Source organism: Polaromonas sp. P1_G1, assembly GCF_056405595.1.
In genome coordinates, this window is the sequence record NZ_JBFUBU010000019.1 from 26,737 (window position 1) to 37,635 (window position 10,899).

Consider the following 10,899-nt stretch of genomic DNA (forward strand, 5'->3'; position numbering starts at 1 on the left):
AAACACTCCCCCACAAGGCTTCCCATGACAGCAGCCCCAACTCCAATCCGCCGGCGCGAAGCCTTGCGGTATTTTTCACTGCCGGCGGTTTCCGCCGTCTCCAGCGTCTGCGGCCTGTCTGCGACTGCTGCGCAGGCGCAGGCGACGGTAGCGGCGAAGATGCCGCGTATCGTCTCGGTGAGCGGCGCGACCACGGAAATCGTCTACGCGCTGGGCGCTGAAAAGCAACTGGTCGGCACCGACACCACCAGCCTCTTTCCGGCCGCGGCGTTGCAAACGCCGAAGGTCGGCTACATGCGCCAGCTTTCGGCGGAAGGGCTGCTGTCGCTCAAGCCCGATGCCGTCATCGGCACGACGGAAGCCGGGCCCGGTGTGGTGATGGACCAGATCCGCAGCGCCGGCGTCAAGGTCGAACTGGTCGAGGCCGACCACAGCTGGGCCGAGGTTCAGCGCAAAGTCGCCGCCGTCGGACGCGCAACGTCGCGCGTTGCGCAGGCCACCGCGCTGCAGGCCAAGCTTGACGCCCAATGGGCGGAAGTGCTGGCCGCGGTGGCCCGCAAGACCGGCCGCAAACCCCGCGCCGTGTTCATCCTCACGCACTCGGGTTCGCCGCAGGTGGCCGGTGAGAAAACCGCCGCGCATGCGATGTTCACCTTCGCGGGCCTGGACAACGCCCTGATCACGCCCGGCGGCGGCGCCAATTTCAGCGGTTACCGCGCCATGACGCCCGAAGCCCTGGTGACATCCGCCCCCGACGTGATCGTCACCACCACGCAGGGCGTCGAGGCCAGCGGCGGGCTCGAAAAATTCTGGCGGCGCCCCGGCCTGGAGCTCACGCCGGCCTACAAGCGCCGCGCCCTGGTGGCGCTGGACGCGCTCTACCTGATCGGCTTCGGCCCGCGCCTGCCGCAGGCCGTGGCCGAACTGCACCAGGCCGGCCTGAAAGCCGCCGCATGAACGACCAGCCCATGAAAGCCGCCATGACCGAAGTCCTCTGCGCACGCACCCCCGCCGTGCTGCACTGCGCCGATTTGCGCCGGGCACTGGCGTTTTACCGCGACTGCTGGGGTTTTGCCGTCCGGCACAGCGTGCCCGGCGTCATCGCCGTGCTCACACGCGAATCGGTGACGGTGCAGCTCTGGCAGCGCCGCGCCGACATGGCTCCGCAACACTTTGCCTGCCGCCTGCTGGTGGACAACATTGAACAGTGGCACATGGCCCTGCAATCGGCGTCCGGCCAGGCGCCGCATGCGCTGGTCGAGCAGGAGTGGGGCACCGAATGGGGCATCAGCGATTGCGAAGGCAACCGGCTGCTGCTGGTGCAGTCGGCACCGCATGCCGCCAGGCGCAGGGCCCGCGCATGAAGGCCGCGTTGCACGGTGACCACCGGCGCTGGCCGGCGGCGCTGGTGCTGGGCGCGGGCGTGCTGCTGCTGGCCCTGAGCTTTGTCATCGGCAGCGCGCGCGGCGCTTACGCCATCAGCCCGCTGCAGCTGTGGAACGTGCTACTCGACATGCTGGCGGGCAGCGGCCAGCCTTCGCCCGAGCACCTGGTCTTCATGAACATACGCCTGCCGCGCCTGCTGCTGGGCGTAGCCGCCGGTGCGGCGCTGGGCATGTCGGGCGCGCTGATGCAAGGCCTGTTCCGCAATCCTTTGGCCGACCCGGGGCTCATCGGCGTCAGCAGCGGCGCGGCGCTGGCCGCCGGCATGGCCATCGTGCTCGGCAGCCTGTGGTTTCCCGAGATGCCGCGCACGCTGGGCAGCTGGACGCTGGTGCTCATGGCCTTCCTGGGCAGCCTGCTGGTGACGGTGCTGGTGTACGTGCTATCGCAGCAGGACGGCGCGACGCGGGTCGGCATCATGCTGCTGGCCGGCATTGCCGTCAACGCGCTGGCCGGCGCAGGCCTGGGCTACCTGACCTTTCTGGCCACCGACGAGCAACTACGCAACATCCAGTTCTGGCTGCTCGGCAGCCTGGGCGGCGCGCGCTGGAGCGCGGTGGCGTTGGTGTTTTCCATTGTGCTGGCCGCGCTGGGTGCGGGCCTGACGCTGGCCCGGCCGCTCAATGCCATCGCGTTGGGCGAGGCACAGGCCGCGCTGCTGGGCGTGCCGGTCGAGCGCGTCAAGCGTTTTGCCGTGCTGGTGACGGCGCTGGCCGTGGGGGCCGTTACGGCCACCACCGGCATCATTGGTTTCATCGGCCTGGTGGCGCCGCACTGCGTGCGCCTGGTGGCCGGGCCCGACCACCGCATCGTGCTGCCGGGCTCGGCCCTGCTGGGCGCGGCCCTGGTGCTGGCCGCCGATAGCGTGGCCCGCACGGTGGTCAAGCCCGCCGAGCTGCCGCTGGGCGTGCTGACCGCTTTTGTCGGCGTGCCCTTCTTTTTGTTGCTGCTGCGCCACTTCAAGAACCGGCTATGAACGCACGAAACATGCATGATTTTTCGCTCATCGCCGGCCTGCTCGAAGTGGTGGGCGTGGGGGTGGATGTGCCAGGCCGGTCGCTGCTGCGGGCCGCCTCGGCGAAATTCGCGGCCGGGCAGGTCACCGCCGTGCTGGGGCCCAACGGTGCGGGCAAGTCCACGCTGATGTCGGTGCTGACCGGCCAGCGCCAACCCACGGGCGGTGCTGTCTACCTGGCCGGCAAGGCGCTGGCCGCGTATGCGCCGCTTGAACTCGCCCGTGTACGCGCCTCAGTTGCGCAAGAAACCCAGGTCGCTTTTGAATTCACCGTGCGCGAGGTGGTGGAACTGGGCCGCTACCCGCACCGCAGCCAGCCGGGCAGGTCCGAAGCCGATATCCCCCTGCAGGCCATGCAGGCCACCGCGGTCGAACACCTGCAGCACCGCGCGCTCAACACGCTCTCGGGCGGCGAGAAGGCGCGTGTGCACCTGGCGCGCGCGCTGGCGCAGGTATGGGAGCCCGCCGCTGGCCCGGCAAGCGCCCAGGCCACACGCTGGCTGCTGCTGGACGAGCCCACGGCCGCCCTCGATTTGCATCACCAGCACCGCATGCTGCAGCTGGCGCGCGCCTGGGCGACCGCCCAGGGTGTGGGCGTGGTGGCCGTGCTGCACGACTTGAACCTCGCATTGCGCTACAGCGACCGCTGCGTGGTGCTGCAGGGCGGCGAGGTGGTGGGCAGCGGCGCCACCGCCGAGGTGCTCACGCCTGCCTGCATTGAAAAAGTGTGGGGCGTGGTCGCGCATCCGGTCGCACCGCAGGGCGAGGCGGCGGGGCCTTCCCAGTACCTGTTTGAGGCACCGGTTTAAAACCTAGGCTGCCAGGGCGATCACGACAGCCGATTCGTCGATCAGGGCCTGCACCAGGGCTTTGGTCTTCAGTCCGCTGCCCGCCGCCGCAAAACCCACGAGCTGCAGGCCACCGTCAAGCTGCAGCGACACTTCATCGCCGCTGGCACCGCGGCTGATGCGCACGGCCCGGCCCTTGAGGTTTTGAACGCCTGGGGGTGTGGCGCTTTGCGCACTCACCGCCACCGCCGTGGCCTTGCACAGTGCCAGCACCGCTTGTCYCATTTGTAAGCCCAGCAGCTCGGCGCTGGCCTTGGTGATGCGCGAAACCAGCGCTGTGCCGTCGGCAAGTTGCAGATGTACGCGCGCCACCTGGCCTCGCACTTCGAGCTTGTCGACCCGGCAGGGCAACTGGTTGCGCATGCTGGTACGCACGCTCATGTTGGAGAGTGCGGGCAGGGCACGCGGCAGCAGCAGCTCGTTTGATTTGAAGGCGGCCAGCACCTGGCTGCGGGTGTCGCTCAAGAGTCCCGCCACCGCCAGCAGCTTCTGGCCTGCCGGCGTGAGGGTGGCGCCGCCGCCGCCCGAGCCGCCCACGGCGCGCTCCACCAGCGCCACACCGGCCAGATTGGTCAATGTGTCTATGGCCTGCCAGGCCGCCTTGTAGCTGACCTTGGCCTGGCGCGCCGCCTGCGAGATCGAACCGCTCTCGCCGACCAGGCGCAGGATGTCGATGCGCTTGTCGGCCGGCTCATGGCCGAAGGCACTGGCGAAGGAGGGGGCGGCGGACGATGAGGGGGCGGCTTTTTGCATGGAAGGCCTCGGGATCGGGACAGGAAGCGCTATTCTAAAATAGAATAGCGGATGGGCCGGATGCCTTGGCCCCTTCATTTCATCACTGGAGCTCTCCCATGTCCCCAACCATGTTGCGCTGGCTGCCGGCGCTGTGTATCGCGTTGTCATCGGCCCCGGCGCTGGCTGAAGACGTCCAGGTCGCTGTGGCGGCCAACTTCACCGCCCCCATGAAGCTGATCGCCGCGGACTTTGAAAAAGACACCGGCCACAAGGCGATGCTGACCTTCGGCGCAACCGGAAAGTTCTACGCGCAGATCACTAACGGCGCGCCGTTTGAGGTGTTCCTCGCCGCGGATGACGAGACGCCCGCCAAACTCGAAAAGGAAGGCGCGGCCGTCAATGGCAGCCGCTTTACCTATGCCACCGGCAAGCTGGTGCTCTGGTCGGCGCAGCCCGGTGTGGTCGATGCGCAAGGCGAAGTCTTGAAGAAGGGCGACTTCAAAAGGATCGCTATTGCCGCGCCCAAGCTAGCGCCCTATGGTGCGGCCGCCGTTGAGGCCATAAGCAAGCTGGGCCTGCAGGCCGCATTGGAGCCCAAGCTGGTGCAGGGCGAAAGCATTGGGCAGGCCTTCAGCTTTGTCTCCACCGGCAATGCCGAACTCGGTTTCATCGCGCTGTCGCAGGTTTACGAAAGCGGCAAGATCAAATCCGGTTCGGCCTGGATTGTTCCGGAGAGCCTGCACAGCCCGATCCGCCAGGACGCGGTGCTGCTGGCCAAGGCCAAAGACAGCAAGGCCTCGGCGCAGCTGATGGCATTCCTTAAAACAGAGAAGGCCAGGGCGGTGATCCGCTCTTTCGGCTACGAACCGTGAAGCGCGGCTGAAGCATGCTCGACGATGCAAGCCTTCAGGCCCTGGCGCTGACTTTTCGGCTGGCGGCCACCACCACCGTGGTGCTGCTGCTGGCCGGCACGCCCCTGGCCTGGTGGCTGGCGCGCACGCATTCGCGGCTCAAAGGGCCGGTGGGCGCCCTTGTGGCCTTGCCGCTGGTGCTGCCGCCGGTGGTGCTGGGTTTTTACCTGCTGGTGCTGATGGGGCCGAACGGCCCGGTAGGCCAGTTCACGCAGTCGCTTGGCTGGGGCGTGCTGCCGTTCACCTTTGCCGGGCTGGTAGTGGGCTCGGTGCTGTATTCCATGCCCTTCGTTGTGCAGCCACTGCAGAACGCCTTTGAAGCCCTGGGAGACAGGCCGCTGGAGGCCGCCGCCACCTTGCGCGCCTCGCCGCTGGACACCTTCTTCAGCGTGGTGCTGCCAATGGCGCGGCCGGCCTACCTGACAGCCGCCGTCATGGGCTTTGCGCACACGGTGGGCGAGTTCGGCATTGTGCTGATGATGGGCGGCAACATTCCCGGCAAGACGCGCGTGATGTCGGTGCAGATTTACGACCACGTGGAGACGCTTGAATATCGCCAGGCGCACTGGCTGGCCGGCGGCTTGCTGGTGTTTTCCTTCCTGGTGCTGCTGGCGCTTTACACCCTGCAGCCGGACCGGCGCAAAGGGCAGGGCACATGACGGCCGCCGACACAGGCATTGCCGCTTCGTTCAGCCGCGCCTTCACCGGTTTTTCGCTCGACGTGTCGCTGGCCGTGCCGGGGCGCGGCGTGACGGCCATCTTTGGACCTTCAGGCTCCGGAAAGACCAGCTTGCTGCGGAGCATCGCCGGTCTTGAGCGCGCCGGTGACGGCTACCTTTCGGTTAACGGCGAGGTCTGGCAGGACGATGCCGCCGGCGTTTTTTTGCCAGTGCATCGGCGCCCGCTGGGCTATGTGTTCCAGGAGGCCAGCCTGTTTGCCCACCTGGACGTGCGCCGCAACCTTGACTTCGGCCTGCGCCGCGTGCCGGCCGCGCAGCGCCGCGTCTCGCTGGCGCAAGCCATTGAACTGCTGGGCCTGCAAGCGCTGATGCAGCGCATGCCGGGCACGCTCTCGGGCGGCGAGCGCCAGCGTGTGGCGATCGCGCGGGCGCTGGCCACCAGCCCGCGCCTGCTGCTGATGGACGAACCCCTGGCCTCTCTGGACCTCGCGCGCAAGGCCGAAATCCTGCCTTACCTGGAGCGCCTGCATGACGAACTCGACATGCCCGTGCTCTACGTGAGCCATGCGCCCGACGAGGTCGCCCGGCTGGCCGACCACCTGGTGCTGCTGGATGCCGGCCGGGTCACGGCTTCGGGCCCCACGCGCGAACTGATGACGCGGCTGGACCTGCCGCTGGCGCATGGCGACGCCGCGGCCGCGGTGCTGGACGCCGTGGTCAGCGCCGTCGAACCCGGCTGGCACATGAGCCATGCCGAGTTTTCCGGCGGCAGCATCAGCCTGCTCAACCCCAGCCTGCAGGTCGGCCAGCGCGTGCGCGTGCGCATCCAGGCGCGCGACGTGAGCCTCACGCTGGAGCGCCAGACAGGTACCAGCGTGCAGAACATCTTTGCCGCCACCGTCACGGCACTGTCGGCCGACAGCCCGGGCCAGGTGATGGTGGGTCTGGATGCCGGCGGCAGCGCGCTGCTGGCCCGCATCACCCAAAAATCGGCCGACGCGCTGCAGTTGCAGCCCGGCAGCCGTGTATTCGCGCAGGTCAAGGGCGTGGCGGTGCTGGGCTGAGACGTTCTGCAAAGAAGGCCAGGATTTCATCGCGCGCAGCCACCGTGGGCTGTCCCGCCTCGTCGACCAGGTGGGCCGTCACCACGCTGTGAGGCGTGGGCACATACGTGGAAAAGAAGGGCGGCACATCCGGGTTGGCGGCGCTGTCGGGCAGCACCCGGCCCACAAAACGGTCGCCCAGGGCCTGCGCATAAGCCGCAAAGCGCTGGGCCCGGCAAAACTTGTCTCCCTCGAAGCGGTAGGCCAGCACGGTGAGATTTTCCTTGTCGAGCCGCCTGCGCACCGCCTGGATATCGGCGGGTGATATCTCCAGCCCGGCCGGGTCGTTGAGCGGCAGCGAGGGCTGCGACAGCACCGGCGCCAACACCGTGGGCTCCAGCATCATCGAGAGCGCGAAGTTGCCGGTCCAGCACATGCCGATGGCACCCACACCGGGCCCGCCGCATTCCTGGTGTGCCAGCCTCGCCAGCGCCATCAGCCATTGCGTCACCGGGCTGGTCTCATTCGCGCGCAGCGCGCGGAACTCGGCGCTGACACAGGCGCGCTGGAAGACGGCCGCGCCCTCATCGGCGCCGGGTATCGCGCCGTCGCGGCCGAACAGCGAGGGCATGTAGACGGTAAAACCCGCATCGCGCACCCAGCGGCTGAAACGCGCGACATGCGGGCTGATGCCCGGCATCTCGGTCATGACGATCACGGCCGGCCCCGAGCCGGCCACGTAGACTTTTTTGGCCATGCCGTCCAGCGTGATCTCGCGCCTCGTGAAGTCGTCGAGGAGATCGTCTTCTTTCATGGTGCGCTGTGCGGTGGCAGTGGTCATGACCGTGCTTTCAGGAGTGGGAAAGCCTGCATTGGACGCGACCGGCGGTTAAACTGCGAGTGTCTGTTTCGACATCTTTGAGGCTTTTTCAGTCAATGACCGATTTCACCATCCTGGTGCTGCCAGGCGCTTTCGCGACCAGCGTGGCCGCCACGCTTGACGTGCTGCAGGCGGCGGCCTCGCTCGCGCCGCGCCTGAAGCTGGCGCGCCCCAGCTGGCGCGTGCTGTCGCCGTCCGGTGGCGCCGTGCCCTTGAGCAGCGGCATGCGTGTGGACACCGCGGCCCTGCCGAAACGCCATCGTCCTGACGCGGCGACCTGGATCATCCCGGGGCTGGGCCTGGACAACGCCGAAGCGGTCGCGGCCGGGCTGGCGGGCGCCGATGCGCAGCGGGCCATCCAGGCTGTCGTCGCGCATGCGGCCCGGGGCGGGCGCGTCGCGGCCTCCTGCTCGGCGGTGTTCCTGCTGCAAGCCGCTGGCCTGCTGGCCGGGCGCCGCGCCACGACTTCCTGGTGGATGGCGGCTGAGCTGCGTCGGCTGGAGCCGCGCTGCACCGTCGATGCCGACCGCATGGTGTGCGCCGACGGTCCCGTCAGCACGGCGGGAGCCGCCTTCGCGCAGACCGATTTGATGCTCCACCTGCTGCGCAGGCAGTTCGGCGTGGGGTTGGCCGACGCCGTGGGGCGCGTCCTGTTGATAGACGGGCGGCAGGCGCAGGCCCCGTTTGTGGTGCCGGCCATGCTCTCCAACGGCAACGAGCTGGTGGCCCGGCTGACGGCTCGCATCGAAGCGGCCTTGCCGTATCCGCCCAGCGTGGAGGCGCTGGCCGGCGAATTCGCCATGTCGCAGCGAACGCTGTCGCGACGGGTGCGTGAGGCCACGGGTCAAAGCACCATGGCGCTGCTGCAAAGCGTGCGGCTGCATCGCGCCCGGATGCTGATCGAATCCAGCCGTATGAGCATAGAGCGAGTGGCCGAACAGGTTGGCTATGAAGACGCCACCGCCCTGCGGCGCCTGATGCGCAAGTCGACGGGCGCCAACCCCAGCCGCTACAGGCCGGCGGGTGTGCGGTCCTGAGGATGCGGGACAGCCGGGCTCTTCAACCTGTCTGCTTGGGGGAAACGGGGCTTTAGCCGATGTGCTGCGGGAACTGCGTATCGACGCTGATTCTTGCTCGATGTATGGTCACTCTTCACGTTCCTGCGACAGGCACGGGATGTGCATCACAAATTCCCCTATTCATTCAAGCAGGAGAACATCGACATGCGGTTTAATTTCAAGAGCACCATGCTGGCATCTGGCTTGTCCATCGGACTTGCGCTCGGCATCGCCGCTCCCCATGCGCACGCACAGGCCGACAAGGCAGTCCTCGAAAAAGCCGAAAGCTACAAAGGCGAGGCGCTGGCCTTGCTGGAGAAGCTGGTCAATATCGATTCTGGTTCGGGCTATGAAAAGGGGCTAGCCCAGGTGCGCGCAATTTCCGTCGATGAACTGAAAAAACTCGGCGCGCGCATCGAGACTTTCCAGGCGACGCCGGAGGGCGGCTTGAACGTGGTGGCCACGCTCACAGGTACCGGCAAGGCCAGAATCCTCTTGATGGCGCACATGGACACGGTCTTCAAGGAAGGCACGGCGGCGGCCAAGCCGTTTTACATCAAGGGCAACCGTGCCTACGGCCCCGGTGTCATGGACAACAAAGGCGGCATCATCGCGGGCCTGTATGCGCTGAAGATTCTTCAGCAGCTTAATTTCAAGGACTACGCACAGATCACTTTTTTGCTCGACAACAACGAGGAAACCGGCTCAGCCATGACTACCGCGCTGATCGAAAAAGTGGCCAGGCAACACGACGTCACGCTCAACCTTGAGCCCGGCCGGCCTGCGGACGGGCTGGTGATCTGGCGCAAGGGCGGCGGCACGGCCACGGTGGAGGTCAAGGGAAAGTCGGCGCACGCCGGTGTCGCGCCCGACAGCGGCCGCAACGCGGCCATGGAGGTGGCGCACCAGGTCCTGCAACTGGGCAAGCTGGGCAACAAGGAAAAGCAGACGACCATCAATTTCACGGTGCTCAAGGCCGGAGACCGTACCAATGTGATCCCGGATGCCGCCAGCGCCAAGGCCGACGTGCGGGTGACCGTTCCCGAGGAGTTCGACCGGATCGAAAAGGATTTGGCGAGGGTGTCGGCCAACAAGCTGATTCCCGACACTGAGGTCAAAACCACCTTGAGCCGCGGCCTGCCGCCCATGCCGCAAACCGCCAAACAGGACGTGCTGGCGGCCAAGGCCCAGGCGATCTACGGTGAAATCGGCCGCAAGCTGACGCTGGAAGGCAGCGGCGGTGCGGCCGACGCCAGCCTGTCGGCCGGGGTGGGGACACCCACGCTGGACGGATTCGGCATCGTGGGCGGTGAAATCCATACGGAAAACGAGTACGCTGAGATTGAGAGCATCGTCCCGCGCTTTTACCTGCTGGCCCGCATGCTGGTGGAACTGACCAAATAAGGTCGTGCGCATGAACCGGGCAGGGCCCGCCCGGTTCAGTTCAGTACTCGAGCCGCTCGGGCCGGATTTCCTGCAGGATGGTGGTCGAAATCTCTTCGATCGACTTGGTGGTGGTCGAGAGCCAGCGTATGCCTTCGCGGCGCATCATGGCCTCGGCCTCGTGGATCTCGTCGCGGCAGTTCTCCAGGCTCGCGTATTTCGAGTTGGGCCGGCGTTCGTTGCGTATCTGTGCCAGGCGCTCGGGCGCGATGGTCAGGCCGAAGATCTTCTTGCGGTGCGGCACCAGCGCCGGGGGCAGCTGGCGGCGCTCAAAATCTTCCGGGATCAGTGGGTAATTCGAGGCCTTGAGGCCGTACTGCATGGCCAGGTAAAGCGAGGTCGGCGTCTTGCCGCTGCGGCTCACGCCCACCAGGATCACGTCCGAGTTTTCCAGGTCGCGGTTGCTCTGGCCGTCGTCATGCGCCAGCGAGAAATTGATGGCCTCGATGCGGTCGTCGTATTCCTTGCTCTTGGAAGCGTCCGAAAACCGGCCCACGCGATGGTTGGACTTGATGCCCAGCTCGCCCTCCAGCGGCGCCACGAACATGCCGAACATGTCCAGCAGCATGCCGTTGCAGTGGGTTTTGATGACGGCCAGGATTTCCATGTTGACCAGCGTGGTGAAGACGATGGGGCGTTTGCCTTCGACTTCAGCCGTGTGGTTGATCTGCCGTATCGCCTGGTGGGCCTTGTCCACGCTGTCGATGAAGGGCAGGCGGACGTGGCGCGGCTTGAATTCGAACTGCGCCAGGATGGCGTTACCAAAGGTTTCCGCAGTGATGCCGGTGCCGTCGGAGATGAAAAACACGGTGCGTTGGGACATGGTGGGTGTTTGGCTGATTG

12 protein-coding genes are annotated in these 10,899 nt (G+C 66.7%); 9 read left to right on the forward strand and 3 right to left on the reverse strand.

Translation table 11 applies throughout. The annotated features are described in order from the left end of the window. The first annotated feature begins 24 nt into the window (after nt 1-24). From AC1D1Y_RS11455 to AC1D1Y_RS11470, 4 genes are read left to right on the forward strand one after another with little or no spacing between them, the layout of a single operon-like run. The gene (locus AC1D1Y_RS11455) at nt 25-957 is read left to right on the forward strand and encodes a heme/hemin ABC transporter substrate-binding protein (protein ID WP_477682453.1); all 933 of its coding nucleotides are present in this window, start codon (nt 25-27) and stop codon (nt 955-957) included. After that, nucleotides 954-1,364 carry a VOC family protein gene (locus AC1D1Y_RS11460; RefSeq protein ID WP_477682454.1) on the forward strand — a complete coding sequence of 137 codons (411 nt, stop codon included), beginning with the start codon at nt 954-956 and terminating at the stop codon, nt 1,362-1,364. Before AC1D1Y_RS11455 ends, AC1D1Y_RS11460 begins: the two co-directional genes overlap by 4 nt. Continuing rightward, the gene (locus AC1D1Y_RS11465; RefSeq protein ID WP_477682455.1) at nt 1,361-2,419 is read left to right on the forward strand and encodes a FecCD family ABC transporter permease; all 1,059 of its coding nucleotides are present in this window, start codon (nt 1,361-1,363) and stop codon (nt 2,417-2,419) included. Before AC1D1Y_RS11460 ends, AC1D1Y_RS11465 begins: the two co-directional genes overlap by 4 nt. Further along, nucleotides 2,416-3,267 (forward strand): heme ABC transporter ATP-binding protein, encoded by an 852-nt coding sequence (locus tag AC1D1Y_RS11470; RefSeq protein WP_477682456.1) that lies wholly within the window; start codon nt 2,416-2,418, stop codon nt 3,265-3,267. Before AC1D1Y_RS11465 ends, AC1D1Y_RS11470 begins: the two co-directional genes overlap by 4 nt. 3 nt (nt 3,268-3,270) lie before the next feature. Here the strand turns inward: AC1D1Y_RS11470 and AC1D1Y_RS11475 are convergent, their stop codons facing one another. Next, on the reverse strand, nt 3,271-4,059 hold the full coding sequence (locus AC1D1Y_RS11475; protein WP_477682457.1) for a TOBE domain-containing protein: 789 nt from the start codon (nt 4,057-4,059) through the stop codon (nt 3,271-3,273). A gap of 98 nt (nt 4,060-4,157) precedes the next feature. On the opposite strand from AC1D1Y_RS11475, the gene modA reads away from it, so the two are divergent. From modA to modC, 3 genes are read left to right on the forward strand one after another with little or no spacing between them, the layout of a single operon-like run. Beyond that, nucleotides 4,158-4,913: a molybdate ABC transporter substrate-binding protein gene (gene modA, locus AC1D1Y_RS11480; RefSeq protein ID WP_477682458.1), complete on the forward strand. Its 756-nt coding sequence runs from the start codon at nt 4,158-4,160 to the stop codon at nt 4,911-4,913. A 14-nt stretch (nt 4,914-4,927) separates the two neighbouring features. After that, a complete protein-coding gene (gene modB, locus AC1D1Y_RS11485) occupies nt 4,928-5,611 on the forward strand; it encodes a molybdate ABC transporter permease subunit (RefSeq protein ID WP_477682459.1) in 684 nt (227 codons plus the stop codon). Then, complete coding sequence (gene modC, locus AC1D1Y_RS11490) at nt 5,608-6,696, forward strand: molybdenum ABC transporter ATP-binding protein (RefSeq protein WP_477682460.1); 1,089 nt, start codon at nt 5,608-5,610, stop codon at nt 6,694-6,696. Before modB ends, modC begins: the two co-directional genes overlap by 4 nt. On the opposite strand, the gene AC1D1Y_RS11495 is transcribed toward modC, so the two are convergent. Continuing rightward, complete coding sequence (locus AC1D1Y_RS11495; RefSeq protein ID WP_477682461.1) at nt 6,671-7,516, reverse strand: dienelactone hydrolase family protein; 846 nt, start codon at nt 7,514-7,516, stop codon at nt 6,671-6,673. The genes modC and AC1D1Y_RS11495 overlap by 26 nt on opposite strands. A gap of 95 nt (nt 7,517-7,611) precedes the next feature. Between AC1D1Y_RS11495 and AC1D1Y_RS11500 the strand changes: the two genes are divergently transcribed. Further along, nucleotides 7,612-8,592 carry a GlxA family transcriptional regulator gene (locus AC1D1Y_RS11500; protein WP_477682462.1) on the forward strand — a complete coding sequence of 327 codons (981 nt, stop codon included), beginning with the start codon at nt 7,612-7,614 and terminating at the stop codon, nt 8,590-8,592. 210 nt (nt 8,593-8,802) lie between these two features. Next, nucleotides 8,803-10,017: a M20/M25/M40 family metallo-hydrolase gene (locus tag AC1D1Y_RS11505; RefSeq protein ID WP_477682531.1), complete on the forward strand. Its 1,215-nt coding sequence runs from the start codon at nt 8,803-8,805 to the stop codon at nt 10,015-10,017. Nucleotides 10,018-10,057: 40 nt separating this feature from the next. Here AC1D1Y_RS11505 and ppsR read toward each other — a convergent pair whose 3' ends face one another. After that, nucleotides 10,058-10,879 (reverse strand): posphoenolpyruvate synthetase regulatory kinase/phosphorylase PpsR, encoded by an 822-nt coding sequence (gene ppsR, locus AC1D1Y_RS11510; protein WP_477654075.1) that lies wholly within the window; start codon nt 10,877-10,879, stop codon nt 10,058-10,060. Nucleotides 10,880-10,899 lie beyond the last annotated feature (20 nt).